The sequence below is a fragment of the Sphingosinicella sp. YJ22 genome (assembly GCF_011320075.1).
In the GTDB taxonomy this organism is placed as follows: Bacteria; Pseudomonadota; Alphaproteobacteria; order Sphingomonadales; family Sphingomonadaceae; genus Allosphingosinicella.
Map to the genome: position 1 here is coordinate 53466 of NZ_JAANPA010000006.1, position 18301 is coordinate 71766.

An 18301-nucleotide genomic window follows, 5' to 3' on the forward strand; every position below is an offset into this window, starting at 1 on the left:
GCGGATGAGCCAGACGCTGGTCATCGTCGGCGGCGGTCTGGCGGGCTCGCTCCTGGCCCTCGCCTTTGCCGATCGCCGGACCGACGTGGACATCCTCCTCGTCGAGCAGGGCGAGACGCTCGGCGGCAATCACGTCTGGTCGTTCTTCGACAGCGATCTCGACCCGGCCGGCCAAACGCTGGTCCATCCGCTCGTCACGCAGCGTTGGCTCGATCACGAGATCGCGTTCCCGATGCGGCAGCGCCGTCTCCCGGTCGGCTACAACAGCATTCGCTCGGAGCAGCTCGACCGCGTGGTGCGCGCGACCCTTCCTCCGGATCGCATCCGCCGAAGCCAGGTGATCGAGCTCGCGTCGAATTACATTCGGCTGGAGAGCGGCGAGAGGGTCGTCGCCGACGGAATCATCGACGCGCGAGGCGCCTCCGCCTTTCCCGGACTGGACCTTGCCTGGCAGAAATTTGTCGGCCGGACGTTCAGGACGTCGCGCCCGCACGGCCGCTCCACGCCCGTCATCATGGACGCGACGGTGCCCCAGGAGGACGGTTATCGGTTCGTCTACACCCTGCCGTTCGGCGAGACCGAGCTGATGGTCGAGGACACTTATTACTCGGACAGCCCGGTCCTAGACGCGCCCACGATCCGGCAGAGGGTCGACGCCTACCTGGAAAGCGTCACCGGTTCTCCAGCCGAGGTCGTCGGCGAGGAATCGGGGGTTCTGCCGGTCGTGCTCGGCGGCTCCGCGCAATCGCTGTGGCCCGATGGCGAGCCGCTGCCGCGCCTGGGGGTTCGCGGCGGCTTCTTCCACCCGACCACCGGCTATTCGCTTCCCGACGCCGTGGCCAACGCGCTGTTGCTGACGAAGCAGCGGGATCTGTCGACGCCCGCCCTTCACGACCTGTTGCGGCGGCGGGCCATCGCACTTTGGGAGGAGCGAGGCTTCTTCAGGCTCTTGAACCGGATGCTGTTCCGCGCCGCTTCAGGGCCGGAGCGCTACCGCGTTCTCGAGCATTTCTACAGGCTTCCGGACCCGATCGTCGGCCGCTTCTACGCATCCGCCTTGTCGAGGCTGGACAAGATCCGGATCCTGTCGGGGCGCCCGCCGGTTTCGATCCCGCGCGCGATCGGCGCGATGCGAAGCGGCGCGGCATGAGCCGCAGCGCCGCCGTCATCGGGGCCGGGTTCGGCGGCCTTGCCCTCGCCATCCGGCTTCAGTCGGCGGGGGTCGAGACGACGATCATCGAGGCACGGGACAAGCCCGGCGGGAGGGCCTATTTCTGGGAAAAGGACGGCCACGTCTTCGACGCGGGGCCGACCGTGATCACGGACCCGGCCTGCCTTCGCGACCTGTGGGCGCTGACCGGCGCCGACATGGCTGCGGACGTCGAGCTGATCCCGGTCTCGCCCTTCTACCGCCTGTCATGGCCCGACGGGACGCAGTTCGACTATCTCGACGACGACGCCCTGCTCGACGAGCAGATCGCCGCCCTCGATCCCGCCGATGTCGAGGGCTACCGCAAGTTTCTGCGCTATTCGGCCGGGGTCTATGTCGAGGGCTACGAGAAGCTCGGCGCCGTGCCGTTCCTCGACTTCTCGTCGATGCTTCGAGCCGCGCCTCAGCTTGCGCGCCACCAGGCGTGGCGTTCCGTCTATTCGATCGTGTCGAGCTTCGTTCGAAACGAGAAGCTGAGGCAGGCGCTGTCCTTCCACAGCCTGCTCGTCGGCGGAAACCCGATGACCACGAGCGCGATCTACGCGCTGATCCACAAGCTGGAGCGCGACGGCGGCGTGTGGTTCGCCAGGGGCGGCACCAATGCCCTGGTCGCCGGAATGGTCCGCCATTTCGAGCGTCTCGGCGGCACCGTCCGGCTCGGCGATCCCGTCGCCAAGATCGGCACGAGCGGCCGGCGCCTCACGCAGGTGCGCACGAAGAGCGGATGGTCGAAGCAGTTCGATGCCGTTGCGTCCAACGCCGACGTGGTGCGCACCTACGACATGGTCGACGGCGGGCGGGGCGAGCGCGCCGCGCGCAAGCTTCGCCGCAAGAGCTTCTCGCCATCGCTGTTCGTCGTCCATTTCGGAACGACCGGCGCCTGGCCCGACGTGCCGCATCACACGATCCTGTTCGGTCCCCGCTACCAGGGCCTTCTCAGCGACATCTATCGCGGCAGCGAGCTCGCGGACGACCCGTCGCTCTACATCCATCACCCGACGGCGTCGGACAGCGGCATGGCCCCGGACGGACATTCGACCTTCTACGCGCTCGCGCCCGTTCCCCATCTCGGCAAGGCGCCGCTCGACTGGGACGTCGAAGGGCCGCGCTACCGCGATCGAATCCTGCAGATCGTCGAAGAGCGCCTGCTTCCGGGGCTCCGCGGCCGGCTGGGTCCCGTCTTCCACTATACGCCGAGCGACTTCGAGACCGACCTCAACTCGCATCTGGGGTCCGCTTTCAGCCTCGAGCCGCGCCTCACCCAGAGCGCGTGGTTCCGGGTCCACAACCGCGACGACGAGATCGAGAACCTCTACTTCGTCGGCGCGGGGACGCACCCCGGCGCGGGCATTCCCGGGGTCGTGGGAAGCGCCAAGGCGACGGCGGGGCTGATGCTGGCCGATCTCGCCGCCTGATGGTCAGCGCCGCCCCGCCGCCGGATCGCGCCGAGCTGGTCGCCACCGCCAGCCGAACCATCCGTGACGGGTCGCGCTCCTTCCACGCCGCCAGCCAGCTGTTCGACCGGACGACCCGCGAGCGCGCTTGGCTCCTCTACAGCTGGTGCCGCCATTGCGACGACGTGTGCGACGGGCAGGATCTCGGTCATCGCGCGGAGCAGCGTCCGCAGGCGCTGGAGGATATCGAGGCGCTGACCCGCGACACCCTGGCCGGCGCGCCGCCCGACATATTCTTCTACCAGGCGCTCGCGGCCGTGCTCGACGAATGCGCCATCCCGCACCGCTTCCTCACCGATCACTTGGCCGGGTTCGCGCTCGACACCGAGGGCTGGCGTCCGCAGGACGAGCGCGACCTCGTCACCTATTGCTACCATGTCGCGGGCGCGGTCGGATGCATGATGGCGGTGGTGATGGGGGTCGACCCGCGCGACGAGGACACGCTGGAAAGCGCTTCGGCGCTCGGCATCTCCTTCCAGCTTTCCAACATCGCCCGCGACCTCAAGGAGGATCGGGCGGCGGGGCGCTGCTACGTGCCCGCATCGTGGCTTCGGGAATATAGCGTCGATCCCGCCGCCGGGCTTCCGGCCGACGATCCGGACATGCTGGCTGTCATCGCGGCGAGGCTCGTCCGGTTGGCCGACCAGCACGAACTGAAGGCCCGAAAGGGGGTGCCGATGCTTCCGTTCCGGTCGCGCTGGGCGGTGCTCGCGGCGGCGCGGATCTATGGCGAGATCGGGCGGCGGGTGGCCGCGCTCGGCCCGGCGGCATGGGACAAGCGCGTCGTGATCCGGCGGCGGGTCAAGCTGCGCTTCCTGCTGTCGAGCTTCGTCGAGACCTTGCGCACCGGCGGCGGCGAAGGCCGATCCTATCCGGTGCGCGCCGAGCCGGTCCGCTCGGCCGGAAGCCGCCACCAGGGAGTCGCCGGCGAGCGGTGATGCTCGTGATGATAGCCGAAGTGGAAGCAGGTCAACAGTGACAGGGCCTTGCCGTAGGAGCTGCTGCGCGCGCGGTGGCGATCGGCGAAGGGATCAGGGCCGGCGCGGTGCGGCAGGTAGGTCCCGAACAGGAAGAGCTGAAGCGACGACAGGATCGCGGGCACCGCCCAGAACAGCAGCAGGTTGGCCAGGCTCGCCCCGAGCAGGAGGAGATAGACGGCCACGCCCGCCGCGATCACGCAGAGCTCGCGGAGCCCGAGATACTGGCGGATGAAGCGCCGGTACCAAGGCCAGAACCGGTCCGGATGATCCGCGTCGAAATCGGGGTCGGTGCCCGTCCCGGCATGGCGGTGGTGGTCGAAATGCTTGGGTGACAGCCGGTCGAAGGAGAAGCCGGCGTAGAGCAGCAGCGCAAGCCTCCCGGCCGCCCGGTTCAGCGCCGGCCGGCCCGGCGCGAGCGCGCCGTGCATGCAGTCATGGGCGACGATGAACAGGCCGACGCTAAGCCAGCATTGCAGAAGGACGATCGCCGGAGCGGCGAGAAGGCCGGGGCCTGACAGCTCGACGAGGAAGACGGCGGCGATGTGCGCAGTGAGCCACGACGCGATGATCGCCGCTGCGAGGAGGAGGCCGATCGCGGTCTGGCGGGCGCGGCTCAAGGAGTCGCGCTCCGCCCCTTCAGCTGCTGCTTCAGGCGCGGGAGCGGAGGCGCATAGAGGAAGCCGAAGGACACCGCGCCGTCGCGCTCGCGGACCGCATGGTGAAGCCGGTGCGCCTGGACGAGATGCTTGAGATAGCCGCTTCGCGGCACCGGCAGGAGCGGGATGCGGCGGTGGACCAGGCCGTCGTGGAAGATCGCGTAGATGACCCCGTAGCCGGCCATTCCGACGCCGACCCACCAGAGCAGGGGCCAGGCTTCGCCAAGCGCGAACAGGGTGATGCTCAGGACGGCGAACACGACCGCATAGAGGTCGTTCCGCTCGAAGGCTCCGTCGCGAGGCTCATGGTGGGAACGGTGCCACCCCCAGCCGAAGCCGTGCATGAGGTAGCGGTGGACGAGATAGGCCACCGCCTCCATCGCCGCGACCGTCGCGACGGCGATCGCCACTCCGAGGGCCCAGGACTCGCTCATGGTCTCGCACTAGGATGCCGGGAATAGGCCGTCCACCTTCGCGAGGCGGCTACCGCACAAAGCGGGTAGGGGCGATCGCGGCCTCGACCTCCGCTTGCGTCAGCCCGAACTGGCCGAGCGAATAATGATGGTCCGCGAGCCGGCGGTGGCGCTTGCGGGCGAGGTAGCGCGCCATTCGCTGCTCGACTTCGGGCAGGAGGGGGAGGTCGAGGATCCGGTAGACCTTGCGCATGGCGGCCCGCCAGTCGGCGCCGATCTCGTCGAATGAGACGTCGATTTGAGGGCCGCCGAAGCCGGCCCGGGCATCGTCGGTGCGGCGTCGGCGAAGGGCGACCTTGCGCAGCCACTCGCGGCCGATCCAGTGCGGGTCGACCGCGTTCGACTGGACCTGCATCTGGTTGAGGACGAGCGAGGCCGACGAGGCGACGAGGGCCGGTGCAGGGCGATCGAGGCAGACCAGCCGAGCGTCGGGGAAGATGGCGAGGACCGAGGCGAGGTCCTGCGTCATCTGGGGGAGCTTGAGGATCCACGGCCGCCCGCCGGACTCGCCGCGGAGCCAGGCGATGGTCTGGAGGAGGCGCCTGAACTCGCCATAGACGGGCCGCGTGTCCATCGTCTCGCAGGCGGCGGCGAAGCCCGGCACGCGCCACTGTGCCTCGTAGGCCGAGCCGAAGACGGCAATGTTGTGGAAGCCGATCTCCTCGTCGGGCTCGGCGGTGCGGGTCGGGTGGATGACGTCGAACTGTGGGTTGAGCCAGCGCGCCGCTCGAAGGGCGAGCCAGCCGCGCAGGCGGCGGTCGTCGAGGGCGCGCAGGCGCTTCCCGGCCGGCACCGGGTTCCAGCTTTCGAAAAAGCGCGTGTGGGCGAGGCGCGGGTCGCAGGCGAGAAGGCGCTGCATCCGGGTGGTCCCCGAGCGCATCTGGCCGAGGACGATGACCGGGGCGCGGATCTGCTGGTCGAGGATCTCCGGGTGGCGCTGCCACAGCTCGTGCATTCGGGCGCGATTGGCGAGCGCAGCGACGAGCTGGCCATAGGCGATGACCATTCCGAGCGGGGTGAGCTCGGCCTCGCCGTGCAGGTCGCGAGTGAGGATGTCGAGCCGGTCGCGCCAGTCACCGTCATCTTCCGGCACTTCACGTCCCGCGCGAGACTGGGCGGCGGCGATCAGGGCGTCGGGCTCCAAGACGGGCCGAGGCAGCCATTTGCGGCGCCAAGCGGCGTCCAGCATCGCGTTGAGGCGGGCGTGTGAGCGGCTGAAAGGTTGGTCGGAATCTGGTGGGACCCGCCGGGTGTCTTTCCGCAGCAGCTCCATAGATTTCGCCTCGGGGCTCATGGGCGGGTCAACACCCCTCGCGCAGGATCGTGCCCCGAGCGCCGGTAGCCGTTTCTCGTCGATGTCCGTGATTCGGCGGCCAAGACGAACAGGCATCGCCACGCAACGGGGGAAGAGACGCCGGGGCCTAAACGGCAGCTTCTGTGTTCGAGGTGACGAAAGCAGTCGGTCAGTTCTCGGCCAATTGCGGCCGGTCGGTCCGGTGTTGCGCTTGGTATCGCACTGGTATCGCAAATGGCTCGGGTCAGTGCCGCCGAGGCCCAAACCGCTCAACGAAAATGGCGGTTTTCCGTGATTTCTGCAGATTTTCGTGCAATCGCACTGCAGAGGTCGGGGGTTCGATTCCCCTAAGCTCCACCAGCCTCTTTCTTGTAAGAACAAGTGGTTGGCGCTTGCGTCGCGTCGATTGACGGGTTGTCTGCGCTACCGGCGAGTGGCGGGCCCTAGATCAGCGTGACTATGCCGGCAGCCGCCAGGGCGAGGCCGCTCGCGACCAGCGTCGCGATGCCGAGCCTGCCTTTCGTCCAGCCCGCCGTGCCGAAGACCACGAACGCCTTGAACAAGGTGTTCAGCAGGACGGGAATGGCGATCACCAGTCCCGCCGTTTCGGGGTCGAGGGTGCCCGGTCGGAGCGATCCGACGGTCACGATCGCCGCATCCACGTCGAAACTGCCCGATATGGCGATGAGCGTCGCGACCCCCGCATCCCCGAAGCGCTGCTCTGCCCAGCGCGCGGCCACCGCCATGACGGCGACGAGGAGCGCGAAGCCCAGGGCCGGCAGCAGGTCGAAGGGGTTGCGGGTTTCGGCGGCGACGGTCTCGGCCATAGCCTCATCGCGCGAGCGCCGAACAAGCCACAAGGTCGCGAGCGCCGATACGAGGGCGGCCGGCACGACGGGGATGGCGAGGCTTGGCATCGCGGATGGCGCGAGGACAGCTGTGAGCGCAAGGACTCGGCAGAACATCAAAGTGGAGGCGACGGCGATGCCGGCGGAGAGGAGGAAGTCGCCGCCGCTGCCGCTCCTCAGCCGCGCCGACAACGCGGCCGTCACCGCGGTTGACGAGTACAGGCCGCCGATCGCGGCAGTGGCCAGAGTTCCGCGGCTTCGCCCGAAGGCGCGGTCCGCGACATAGCCTGCGAACGAGAAGCCGCTGACCAGGACGACGACCAGCCAGATCTGGCGTGGGTTCCAGGCGTCGTAGGGCCCGTAGCGGCCGTCGGGCAGCAAAGGCAGGATCACCGCGGCGATGATGACGAAGCGGATCGTCGCCCGGAGGTCGGCCTCGCTCAGGCGGTCGAGCAGCCCGTGCAACTGCTTCTTGGTCGCGAGGATGAGCGCGACCGTGGCTGCAATGGCGGCGGCCATCACCGTCTGCCCAGTCGTCGCGAGATAGCCGATCCCAAGGGTGACGAGGCCGGCGATCAACGAGGTTGCGCCGACCCAGTCGCCGTCCCTGATCTCGCGGGCATAGCCGATCACCAGCGTGGCCACCGCTCCCGAGACGAGCAGCGCCGGCACGATCGGGCCGGTGGCGGTGACCATCACCCCGGCAATGCCGCCGAGAAGCCCGAGCAGTCCGAAGGTGCGAAGGCCGGCGACCCGGCTGCCTTCCGGCTGGTCGCGCGCGCTCCAGCCCCGCTCGAGCCCGATCAGAAGACCGAGACCGAGCGAGACGAGCAGGCTCCATGCGAGCGACCAGGTGCCGATCGGTGTTCCCCCGGGAAAGTCGTCGTGACTCAGCTTGTATGCAACGAATCCGGCACGAGGACGAATGTCGATCCGGGCGGGAGGCCGGCCTCGACGGCGGCGCGGAAGGCCGGGTCGGCCGAGACGAGGTCGAACGGGTTGCGCGTTGGAGCCGCGCCGTCCGCCTGTCCGGTGAGCGGGACCCGAGTCCATTGCGGCTCGCTGCTCCGCGGCCCGAGCCTGAACGCGGTCAGGGTCTGTACCGCCGGAGCCGACATCGGCGCCGACGCGACGATCTCTCCCCCGCGAAGCAGGAGAATGCGGCCGTCGGCGATGCTCGCCACGATGGTGGCTGGACCCGCCAGCGAGATTGCGGCCGTCCGAATCGCCGGCCCGTCGGCCAAATGCCGGTCCAGCATGCGTTCCGTCGCGCCGAGATCCTCCGACAGGCCGAGGCGGGGCATCGCGGTCCGATCCGTGATCACGACCGGCGTGCCGAGGCGGGTGACGCCGTAGAGCAGCCGCGCGAAGTCGTGTGGGAGCCTGATGCAGCCGTGGGAGGCCGGGAAGCCGGGCAGGGCGCCGCCGTGAAGCGCGATGCCGCCCCAGGTGAGGCGCTGCATGAAGGGCATCGGCGCGTTGTTGTAGAGGCTGGAATAATGCTCCACGCGGCGCTGGAGCACGCGATAGGTGCCGGTCGGCGTCGTGAACCCCCGGCGGCCGGTCGAGACGGTGGTGATTCCGATCGGGATGCCGTTGCGGTAGGCGATGAGGCGCTGGGTATGCCGGTTGATGACGACCAGCACCGGCCCCTCCGAAGCGAGCTCGGGCGCCCAGATGAAGTCGCCCGGGTGGAATCGCTCGACTTCCGCCAGCACGGTGCCGCGTCCCAGCGACGGCGGGTCGGCGGCGGCCGGGACGGCGAGCACGAGAAGCACCAGCGCGAGCAGCGCCGCGGCGATCACGGTTCTGGTCATTCCTGCACCATGAGGTTGAGCCGCGCGGTCCAATATCAGGGATAGTCCGTAGGATCGGCGTGGCTTGCCGGGCATCCGATCGGGGTGCGGTCGTGGGCCGGCAAGCCACGGCCCCTGATGCAGCCTTCGCCTGCAAGAGGGCATAGGGAATAATCCCTACCGGCCGCACAGCGCGCGGCACCTAAGGAGGATTGCTTAGCGACGAGGGCCCAATGCCGAGGCAGGCTGCCCGAAAGGGAGAAGGCGATGGCTCAGCGCTCCATGATCATCGTCGGCGCCGGCGTCGGAGGGCTGGCGGCCGGATGCTATGCCCGAATGAACGGCTATGACGCCCATATCCTCGAAATGGGCGAGCGCCTCGGCGGCTGCTGCACGTCGTGGCGGCGCGGCGACTATGTCTTCGACGGCTGCCTCCACAATCTGGGCGGCACCGACTTCGGAAGCGCGCTCAACAGGATGTGGCGCGAGCTCGGCGTCGTGCCCCAGCTCCGCATGGGCGCTTTCACCGAGCAGGTGGCGGTCGAGCGAGACCAGGGCGAGCCGCTCATCCTCTACGCCGATCTCGACCGGCTCTCGGCCCGTCTGAAGACGCTGGCGCCGGCGGATGCCGACCGGATCGACCGGCTGATCGCGGGCGCCCGCTTCTTCGCCGGCTTCGACATGATGGGTCTCGCTCTCGCCGGTCCGGCCAAGCGCTACGCCGCCTTGCTGCGCATGCTTCCCCTTGCCCTGCGCTGGCGCTCGATGACGCTCGGCGACCTGGCGAAGCGTTTCAGCCATCCTTTCCTGCGCGCGGCCGTTCCCCGCCTCATCTATGACTGGCCGGAGCAGAGCGTGCTGATGCTGCTCTATTTCCTGGGCCGGCTGTCGGTCGGCGACCTGGGCTGGGTCGAGGGCGGGTCCGCTGCTCTCTCCGCGGCGATCGGCAAGCGTTTCGCCCAGCTTGGCGGCACGATCCGCTACGGCGCCCGCGTTCGGTCGATCATCGTCGAGGGCGACCGCGCTGTCGGGGTGCGCCTCGCCGACGGCGACGAGGAGCGTGCAGACGTCATCGTCTCCGACGCCGACGGCCGCACGACGATCTTCGACATGCTCGGCGGCCGCTATGCCAGCCACAAGCAGCGCCTCTTCTACAGCCGACCCGAAGACCGAGTGGAGATGGGCGTCCACCTGTCCTTCGGCGTGGATGCCGCGTTCACGAGCGAGCCCCATGCGATCGTCATTCCGCTCGATCCGCCGACGGAGATCGATCGCGAGGTACGCGACCGGCTGTTCGTCCAGATCTTCAACCATGACCGGTCCTACGCGCCTCCCGGCAAGACGGTGATCAAGGTGCTGTTCGGCACCAGCTTCAACCGGTGGGAGCGGCTGGCGGCCGATGCCGCGGCCTATCAGGCGGCGAAGGACCGCATCTTGGGAGCCGTCGGCGCGGCGTTGGAGCGGCGCTTCCCGGGCTTCCTCGATGCGGTCGAGGTCGCCGACGTGGCCACCCCGATCACCAGCCTGCGCTTCACCGGGGCCGGCCATGGCTATGAGGACAGCATGAGTGGCGTCATGTCGTCGCTGTTCCTCGGGCGCCGCCGCGGCCGTTCGTTGCCCGGGCTCGCCGATTTCTACCAGGTCGGCCAGTGGGCGGGCGTGCCGGGGGTGCCGTTCGTCGCCGCCGACGGACGCAACCTCGTCAAGGCCTTGTGCCGGAAAGAGGGACGGCCCTTCGTCGCGCGGTGGCCGAGCGATGCGGAATCGCCCCATCCCGCCTTCGCCGCGCTCGCCTGAGGCCGCCATATGGCGACGATTGCCGAACCGGACGGGGGCCCGGCCACGACGGGCGGCGGCTCGGTCTATCGCACGCGCGGGCTGACCAAGGTCTATGGCAGCGGCGCGGGCGCGGTGCATGCCCTGCGCGGCGTCGACCTCGATGCGCGCGAGGGGGAGATGATCGTCCTGCTCGGGCCTTCGGGGTCGGGCAAGTCGACCCTTCTCAACATCCTCGGCGGGCTCGACCGCGCCAGCGGCGGCCATGCCTGGTTCCACGACCGCGACCTGGTCGGCTGCGACGACGACGCGCTCACCGAATATCGGCGCCGAAGCGTCGGCTTCGTGTTCCAGTTCTACAACCTGATCGCCTCGCTGACCGCGCGCGAGAACGTCTCGCTGATCACCGAAATCGCCGAGAAGCCGCTCGACCCGGCGGAGGCCCTGGCGCTGGTCGGGCTTGAGAAGCGGCTCGATCATTTCCCGTCGCAGCTGTCGGGGGGCGAGCAGCAACGGGTCGCGATCGCTCGGGCGATCGCCAAGCAGCCAGCCGTCCTGCTCTGCGACGAACCCACCGGCGCGCTCGACAGCCAGACCGGGCGGATGGTCCTTGCCGCCATCGATGAGGTCAACCGCCGCCTGGGCACCACGACCTTCGTGATCACCCACAACGCCGTGATCGCCGACATGGCGGACGAGGTGCTGCTGTTCGGCGACGGCCAGATCGTCGGCACGCGCCGCAATGCCGTGCGCAAGGCCCCGGCGGAGCTCAGCTGGTGACGATTCTCCGCGTCAAGCTGTTGCGCGACCTGTGGCGGCTGCGCGCCCAGGCGCTAGCCATCGCCCTCGTCATCGCCGCCGGCGTCGGCATGGTCGTGATGTCGTTCGGAATGATCCGCTCGCTCGAGGCGACTCGCGAGGCTTATTACGACCTCTACCGCTTCGCCGACGTCTTCGCCCCGCTCCGCCGGGCTCCGGAGCCGCTGATGGCTTCCGTGCGCATGCTGCCGGGCGTGGCGATGGCGGAGAGCCGGATCAGCACCGGCGCGATCCTCGACGTGCCTGGCGTGATGGAGCCGGTCTCCGCCCGAATCCACTCGCTTCCGCCGGACGGGCAGCCGGCGCTGAACCGGTTGGTGGTGCGCAGCGGGCGCCTTCCCGATCCGCGCCGTTCGCAAGAGGTCGTCGCCAACGAAGCCTTCGCGAACGCGGCGCGCCTGCGGGTGGGGGATCGCATCGCCGCCACGCTCTACGGCAACCGCGTCGAGCTGAGGCTCGTCGGCACCGTGCTCTCGCCGGAATATGTCTACACCGTCGCGCCGGGGCAGATCTTCCCCGACAACCGGCGGTTCGGAACGCTGTGGATGGGGCGGGAGCCGCTCGCCGCCGCGCTCGACCTGACCGACTCGTTCAACGAGGTCACCCTGCGCCTCGCCCCGGATGCGGACCAAGGCGAGGTGATCCGCCGCCTCGACCTGCTGCTCGCCCCTTATGGCGGCAACGGCTCATTCCCGCGCGACCAGCAGATTTCCGACCGTTTCGTCACCAACGAGATCAGCCAACTGCGCGTCACGATCGAGCTGCTCCCGCCGATCTTCCTCGCCGTCGCGGCCTTCCTGTTGAACATCGTGCTCGCGCGTCTCGTCGACACCGAGCGGGAGGTCATCGGGCTCTTGAAGGCGTTCGGCTATCGCGGGCGCACGATCATGCAGCATTATGCGGAGCTTGCGCTGCTGCTGTCGGTCGGGGGGCTGGTCCTCGGAGTCGCGGTCGGCACATGGCTCGGGAGGGCGCTGGCCCGGCTCTACCAGGCCTATTTCGTCTTCCCCTTCCTCGAGTTTCGAGCGGGCGCCGACGTCTATCTCATCGCCATCGCCGTGACGCTCGCCGCGGTCATCGCCGGCGCCTTTGCCGCCGTCCGCCGCGCCGCAGGTCTCAACCCCGCCGAGGCCATGCGCCCGCAGGTGCCGCCCGATTTTTCCGGACGTCTCGCCAATCTCGTGACGTCGCTTGGCCCCGACGAGCCGACAAGGATGATCCTTCGCGGCCTCATCCGGAGGCCGCTTCGGACCAGCCTTGCCGTCACCGGGATCGCCGCCGCTCTCGGACTCTACATCGCCTCGGCGAGCGCGACCGACAATGTCGAGCGGATGATCGACCTGGTCTTCGGCCAAGGCCAGCGCGGCGACCTTATCGTAGCATTCAGCGAGCCGCGCGACGCGCGCGCGCTGCACGAGCTGCAGCGGCTTCCCGGCGTGCTTCGGGTCGAGCCGTTCCGGGCGGCGGGAGCGCGGCTGCGGGCAGGGCCGCGGGTGGAGCGCGAGGGCCTGTCCAGCGTCGACAGCGGCGCCGACCTCCGGCGCTTGATCGACCTCGAAGGCCGCCTGGTCGATCCGCCGCCGGCCGGCGCGATCGTCTCGACATCGCTCGCGTCGCAACTCGGCGTCGCCACCGGCGACCGCATCACGGCCGAAATCACCGAGGGCGACCGGCCGACGCTCAGCATCCCGGTGGCGCGGATCGTCGACACCCCGATCGGCGCGTCGGTGACGATGGACCGGCGAGCGATCAACCGGCTGCTGCGGGAAGGGGAGACGATCTCCGGCGCCTATCTGTCGGTCGACGATGCCCGGCTTCCGCGGCTGTACGCCGAGCTCAAGGTCACGCCGGGCATCGCGAACGTGACGATCTTTTCGGCTATGCTGCAGTCGCTTCGACAGACGATCGGGGAGAATATGGGGATCGTCACGATGTTCAACACCGGCTTCGCGGCCCTTATCGTGCTGGGGGTCGTCTACAACAGCGCCCGGATCAGCCTGTCGGAACGCGCCCGCGACCTCGCGTCTTTACGGGTGCTCGGGTTCCGCCGCGGCGAGGTCGGCTTCGTGCTGCTGGGCGAGCTGGCCTTGCTCGTGCTCCTCGCCATTCCGATCGGCGCCCTGCTCGGAATCGGCCTTTCCTGGCTTCTGACCGAAGCCTACAGCGCCTCGGCCGACAGCCACGCCAGCCTCTATACCATCCCGTTCGCCATCAACCCGGCGACGGTCGCGGAGGGCGTTCTGGTCGTCTCGGGCGCGGCCGCCGTCACCGCCCTGCTGATCCGGGACCGCACGGATCGGCTCGACCTCATCCGCGCGTTGAAGACGAGAGAATGATGGCGTCCGGCAAGTGGGTCAGCGGCCCGAGGCTGATCGGCGCACTGGTGCTGCTGGTGCTGGCAATTGCGATCTACTTCGCCTTGCGCACGCCTCCACTCGAAGTGGAGCTCGGCAGCGTCAGCCGCGGCCCCATGACCGTCACCGTCGACGATCTCGGCGAGACCCGCGTGACCGACATGTACGTCGTCTCGGCGCCGGTGAGCGGACAGCTGCTGCGGGTGCCGCTCAAGCCGGGAGACCAGGTGACACCCGCGCGAACCCTGCTCGCGCGCATCCAGCCCGCCGAGCCGGGGCCGCTGGACTCGCGCACGCTGGCGCAGACCGAAGCGAATGTGCGGGCGCTCCAGGCGCAGCTGTCCGGGGCGGAGGCGCGGGTGGCGGAGATGCAGGCGGAGCGGGAGCTTGCGGAACGCGAACTTGCCCGGACAACCGAGCTTGCGCAGCGAGGCTTCGTCTCGCGCGCCCAGCTCGATCGCGCCCGCGCCACTCGCGACCGCACGCGGGCGACTGCCACGCAGGCGGGCGAAGCGGTTCAGCGGGCTCGACAGGACCTGTCGGCAGCCCGCGCCACCCTCATCACCGCGAGCAGCGGTCGGAGCGGTCGCGGCGCCGTGGCCGTGACGGCGCCGGTCGGTGGCTATGTCATGCGGGTGCCGCAGGAGAGCGAGCGGGTGGTCGTCGCCGGCACGCCGCTGGTCGAGATCGGCGATCCGGCGCGACTGGAGATGGTCACCGACCTTCTTTCGAGCGACGCCGTGCGGGTCCGAGAGGGCGCTCCGGTCCGGATCGAGGAATGGGGCGGCGAACGGCCGCTCCAGGGGCGAGTCCGGCGGGTCGAGCCCTACGGCTTTCTCAAGATCTCAGCGCTGGGCGTCGAAGAGCAGAGGGTCAACGTGATCATCGACTTCGCCGAGCCCTACCAGGCCTGGCAGCGGCTGGGCCACGGCTATCGCGGGCGGGTGCGGATATCGACCTGGCAGGCGCCGAACGTGCTGCGGGTGCCGATCAGCGCGCTGTTCCGAAGCGGCCAGGACTGGGCGGTGTTCGCGGTCGGGGAGGACGGCGTGGCGCGGCTCAACCGCGTGCGCATCGGCCATATGAACGACGAAGTCGCCGAGCTTCTCGACGGTCTCCGCGAAGGCGCGAGCGTGATCCTCCACCCAAGCGACCGGGTGGAGGAAGGCGTGGAGGTTCGCGGCCGCGATTGAAGATCACCGCAGCTGCTTCTCGGCGATCATGAGCGTCGCGTCGTCGGGGCAGACGCGCACGGTGAAGCCCATTTCGCGCTCGAGCTTCAACGCCTTGTCGTCGTCCGACGTCTCGAGCGAGGTGACCCGGCCGATCCCCGCCGCTTCGGCATAGCGGACCGTGTGGTCGAGCAGCGCCCAGCTCACGCCATGGGCCTTGCGGTCCGGGCGGGTGGCCACTGCGAATTCCGCGGACGAATAGTCGCTTTTGGCGACGAGTTGAGCGGCGGCGATCAACTCGCCGGTGAATCGCTCGAAGGCGAGGAAGCTGACCGCGTGCGGGTTGTCGTTCCGCACCATCGCTTTCAGCACGCCCTCGCTGACGTTGCGCACGGCGGTCAGGAAGCGATGGCGAAGGTCGTCGGGGCCCAGCTTCGCGAAGAGCTCGGCCAGGGCGTCCTCGTCGCCGGGCCGGGCGGGGCGGATGTGGATCGCAAAACTGGTGTTGGTGTCGACGTCGCGGGTCCAATCGACCTCGACCGCCTGCGCGTAGAGCGGCGTGGCGAATTCCTGTGTCAGTTCGTGATGGCTCGTATCGTCGGGCATGCTCTTTCCTCTCGCGCTTGCTCGGAGCGCCCGGCCGGCCTCCCCAGGTCGGCCGGGCGCCCCGCCGGCAGCCACGCCATCGAACGTGACGTTTCTGGCGCCGGGTGGCCGACGCAGATTGTCCTGCTTGCCGGGACCATGACCTGGGGGATCCGGATCGGCGATACGCAAATGCCCCTATCCGGAAGGGTCGTGGCCCACGGCGTCGACGTCACCCACCGGCAACACCCCGCTCCGCGCCGGAATTTGGAGTGTCGCCTGCGGTGGCCCCGTGATAGCCTGCCCCCCGGGTCGGCGATGGCAGCGGAACGGGATCTCGGTTCAGCGATCGGAGGAGCGGCGGAGCCGTTCGGACCGCCGGCGTGGCGCGCATCGGTGGTGCGGATCGCCGCCGCTGTCGGGACTGTTGCTGTCACCGTCGCATTCCAGGCCGTGGCCGAACCCTGGCTCGGCGAGCGGGCGCCGCTCCTGCTGTTCACGCTGCCGGTTCTCGGATGCGCGCTCTATTGCGGCCGCGCGGCGGCGATGGTGGCGGCGAGCCTCGCGCTCCTGTTCGGCGCGCTGCATTTCTCGGACGATGGCTTGTTCAGCCGAGCCGACGTGGCGCACCTGATCGCCTTCGCGGTGGTGTCGGGCGGCATCGTCCTGCTCGCCGATCGCCTGGTGCGGACGAGGCTGAGCGAAAGCAGTCGGCGCGAGAGCGCCGAGGAGGCAAGCAGGAACTTCGAGATTGCCACCCGCGAGCTGGAGCGCCGCGAGCGGCATCTCCGCTCGATCCTCGAGACTGTCCCGGACGCGATGATCGTGATCGACGAACGAGGGCGGATCCGGTCATTCAGCGCCGCCGCGGAGGACATGTTCGGATATTCCGAGGACGAGCTGCTGGGTGAGAACATCAGCGCGCTGATGCCATCGCCCGATCGCGAACGGCACGACGGCTATCTTGCGCGCTACGCCCGGACGGGAGAACGACGAATCATCGGCGTGGGGCGGGTGACCACCGCTAGGCGCCGTGACGGATCGACCTTCCCGATCGACCTTCATGTCGGCGAGACGAAGGTGGGCGACGAGCGGTTATTCACTGGCTTCATCCAGGACTTGACCGAGCGGCAGCAGGCGGAGCTGAGGCTCCACAACCTGCAATCGGAACTGGCCCATGTCTCGCGCGTGACCGCCATGGGCACGCTTGCGACGTCGCTGGCGCATGAGCTCAACCAGCCGCTGACCGCCATCGCCAATTATGTCGAGACGTCGCGGGACCTGCTCGACAACGGGCCGGATGCGGAGGCGGTCGAGACCGTTCGGGAAGCCCTGGCCGAGTGCGCGGCCCAGTCCCTTCGGGCCGGCCAGATTGTCCGGCGCCTGCGCGACTTCATATCGCGCGGAGAGAGCGACAAGCGGGTCGAGAGCCTCAGCAGGCTGATCAGCGAAGCCAGTGCGCTGGCACTTGTCGGTGCCGGCGACCGCGGCATCGAGGTGGACGTCAAGCTTGGCCGCGGGGTCGACGACGTGCTGGTCGATCGAATCCAGGTCCAGCAGGTCCTGCTCAACCTCATCCGCAACGCGGTTCAGGCGATGAATGGATGCCCGACTCGCCGCCTGGAGATCAGTTCGCGCCGCGCCGACGTGGGAATGATCGAGGTCGTCATCGCTGACAGCGGCCCAGGCCTTCCGCCCGAGGTCGGCGAGCACCTGTTCCAGCCGTTCGTCAGCACCAAGTCGGAAGGCATGGGGCTGGGCCTGTCGATTTCCCATGCGATCGTGACGGGACATGGCGGGCGAATCTGGGCGGAACCGTCGCGACTTGGCGGAACCGCCTTTCACTTCACGCTGATGGACGCAGGAGACAAAGATGACGAGCGCTGACGGGCGTATCGTGTACCTGGTCGACGACGACGAGGCGATCCGCCGTTCCGCGGGCTTCATGCTGAAGACCTCGGGATTCACCGTTAAGAGCTTCGCGACCGGGCTGGAGTTCCTCAAGGAGCGCGAGCTCGCTCCCGGCTGCGTCCTCCTCGACGTCCGGATGCCCGGCATGGACGGGCTCGAGGTACAGAAGGCGCTGTGCGAGCGGGGCGACGATCACCCGATCATCGTCATGACCGGTCATGGTGACGTCAGCGTGGCCGTGAAGGCGATGAAGGAGGGCGCCGTCGACTTCATCGAGAAGCCATTCGAAAAGGCGGCCCTGCTTGAGGCGATCGACGACGGCTTTGCGCGTCTGGAGCGTTCGGACCGCGGCCGTTTGCGGGGGGACGAGGCGCGCGTCCGGCTCAACTCCCTTACCCCGCGCGAGATGGACGTGCTCCAGGGGCTCGTCCGCGGCCACCCGAACAAGACGATTGCCTACGATCTCGACATCAGCCCGCGAACGGTCGAGATCCATCGCGCAAATTTGATGAGCAAGCTCGGCGTGCCGAGCCTCTCGGACGCATTGCGAATCGCGTTTCAGGCGGGCCTCGGGAATGGCGAGGACTAGCGCGTCGCGGCGCCGTTCAGGCGGGTCACCGCGGCGACCTTGAACGGCAGCCGCTCTCCGTCTGGCTCGGTGAGCGTGATGTACTCGCCGGCCCGCAGCGGGTGCGTCTCGAGGTGGTAGATCGTCTCGTCGTCGTCCTCGCCGATACGGTAGGAGAAAGCCCAGCCGAGACGGGTCGGAATGAGATGTCCCACCAGATCGGCCTCGTTCGGCCAGAACCGCCGGACGGTGTTGCGTCCGGGATCCTCGTCGAGCGCCGCCTCGTCGATGAGCCCGGCGTCGTCGAGCGGTAACCTCAGCAGGTAGTAGCGGCTAGGGGACCCGAGCGGGAATTCCGGCGTGCGGGCGAGTTCGAGGCGGATTGAATACCAGGTCATGCGCGAT

Annotated in this window: 16 protein-coding genes; 9 read left to right on the forward strand and 7 right to left on the reverse strand. The window is 68.8% G+C overall.

The features are described 5' to 3' along the window. The first annotated feature begins 4 nt into the window (after positions 1-4). From crtY to G7B71_RS03800, 3 genes are read left to right on the forward strand one after another with little or no spacing between them, the layout of a single operon-like run. Positions 5-1150, forward strand: coding sequence for a lycopene beta-cyclase CrtY (gene crtY, locus G7B71_RS03790; RefSeq protein WP_166038018.1), 1146 nt, complete (start codon positions 5-7; stop codon positions 1148-1150). Next, complete coding sequence (locus tag G7B71_RS03795; RefSeq protein WP_166038020.1) at positions 1147-2625, forward strand: phytoene desaturase; 1479 nt, start codon at positions 1147-1149, stop codon at positions 2623-2625. Before crtY ends, G7B71_RS03795 begins: the two co-directional genes overlap by 4 nt. Next, positions 2625-3602, forward strand: a complete 978-nt coding sequence (locus tag G7B71_RS03800; RefSeq protein ID WP_166038022.1) for a phytoene/squalene synthase family protein — start codon at positions 2625-2627, stop codon at positions 3600-3602. Before G7B71_RS03795 ends, G7B71_RS03800 begins: the two co-directional genes overlap by 1 nt. Here the strand turns inward: G7B71_RS03800 and G7B71_RS03805 are convergent. The 5 genes from G7B71_RS03805 to G7B71_RS03825 form a co-directional block, all read right to left on the reverse strand. Next, positions 3533-4261, reverse strand: coding sequence for a fatty acid desaturase (locus tag G7B71_RS03805; protein ID WP_166038024.1), 729 nt, complete (start codon positions 4259-4261; stop codon positions 3533-3535). The genes G7B71_RS03800 and G7B71_RS03805 overlap by 70 nt on opposite strands. After that, positions 4258-4734: a sterol desaturase family protein gene (locus G7B71_RS03810; protein WP_166038026.1), complete on the reverse strand. Its 477-nt coding sequence runs from the start codon at positions 4732-4734 to the stop codon at positions 4258-4260. Before G7B71_RS03810 ends, G7B71_RS03805 begins: the two co-directional genes overlap by 4 nt. 49 nt (positions 4735-4783) lie before the next feature. Further along, positions 4784-5866 (reverse strand): sulfotransferase, encoded by a 1083-nt coding sequence (locus G7B71_RS03815; protein WP_166038028.1) that lies wholly within the window; start codon positions 5864-5866, stop codon positions 4784-4786. A gap of 644 nt (positions 5867-6510) precedes the next feature. Beyond that, positions 6511-7848, reverse strand: coding sequence for a DUF4010 domain-containing protein (locus tag G7B71_RS03820; RefSeq protein WP_243406089.1), 1338 nt, complete (start codon positions 7846-7848; stop codon positions 6511-6513). Further along, positions 7806-8732, reverse strand: coding sequence for a L,D-transpeptidase family protein (locus tag G7B71_RS03825; protein ID WP_166038030.1), 927 nt, complete (start codon positions 8730-8732; stop codon positions 7806-7808). Before G7B71_RS03825 ends, G7B71_RS03820 begins: the two co-directional genes overlap by 43 nt. 246 nt (positions 8733-8978) lie before the next feature. Here G7B71_RS03825 and G7B71_RS03830 point away from each other — a divergent pair, with 246 nt between their 5' ends. Genes G7B71_RS03830 through G7B71_RS03845 form a run of 4 tightly spaced genes read left to right on the forward strand, consistent with a single transcriptional unit; the run spans position 8979 to position 14853 of the window. Continuing rightward, entirely contained in the window at positions 8979-10508 is a 1530-nt protein-coding gene (locus G7B71_RS03830; protein ID WP_166038033.1) for an NAD(P)/FAD-dependent oxidoreductase, read from the forward strand. A 9-nt stretch (positions 10509-10517) separates the two neighbouring features. Next, entirely contained in the window at positions 10518-11267 is a 750-nt protein-coding gene (locus G7B71_RS03835; protein ID WP_166038035.1) for an ABC transporter ATP-binding protein, read from the forward strand. After that, a complete protein-coding gene (locus G7B71_RS03840; protein ID WP_166038037.1) occupies positions 11264-13642 on the forward strand; it encodes an FtsX-like permease family protein in 2379 nt (792 codons plus the stop codon). Before G7B71_RS03835 ends, G7B71_RS03840 begins: the two co-directional genes overlap by 4 nt. Continuing rightward, entirely contained in the window at positions 13642-14853 is a 1212-nt protein-coding gene (locus G7B71_RS03845; RefSeq protein WP_166038039.1) for an efflux RND transporter periplasmic adaptor subunit, read from the forward strand. Before G7B71_RS03840 ends, G7B71_RS03845 begins: the two co-directional genes overlap by 1 nt. A 3-nt stretch (positions 14854-14856) precedes the next feature. On the opposite strand, the gene G7B71_RS03850 is transcribed toward G7B71_RS03845, so the two are convergent. Continuing rightward, the gene (locus tag G7B71_RS03850) at positions 14857-15438 is read right to left on the reverse strand and encodes a GNAT family N-acetyltransferase (protein ID WP_166038041.1); all 582 of its coding nucleotides are present in this window, start codon (positions 15436-15438) and stop codon (positions 14857-14859) included. Between G7B71_RS03850 and G7B71_RS03855 the strand changes: the two genes are divergently transcribed. Both G7B71_RS03855 and G7B71_RS03860 read left to right on the forward strand, forming a co-directional pair. Continuing rightward, positions 15418-17304 (forward strand): PAS domain S-box protein, encoded by a 1887-nt coding sequence (locus G7B71_RS03855; protein ID WP_243406087.1) that lies wholly within the window; start codon positions 15418-15420, stop codon positions 17302-17304. The two genes, G7B71_RS03850 and G7B71_RS03855, sit on opposite strands and share 21 nt — an antisense overlap. Then, complete coding sequence (locus G7B71_RS03860) at positions 17291-17917, forward strand: response regulator (protein ID WP_166038043.1); 627 nt, start codon at positions 17291-17293, stop codon at positions 17915-17917. Before G7B71_RS03855 ends, G7B71_RS03860 begins: the two co-directional genes overlap by 14 nt. Here G7B71_RS03860 and G7B71_RS03865 read toward each other — a convergent pair. Further along, the gene (locus G7B71_RS03865) at positions 17914-18294 is read right to left on the reverse strand and encodes a hypothetical protein (RefSeq protein WP_166038045.1); all 381 of its coding nucleotides are present in this window, start codon (positions 18292-18294) and stop codon (positions 17914-17916) included. The genes G7B71_RS03860 and G7B71_RS03865 overlap by 4 nt on opposite strands. Positions 18295-18301 lie beyond the last annotated feature (7 nt).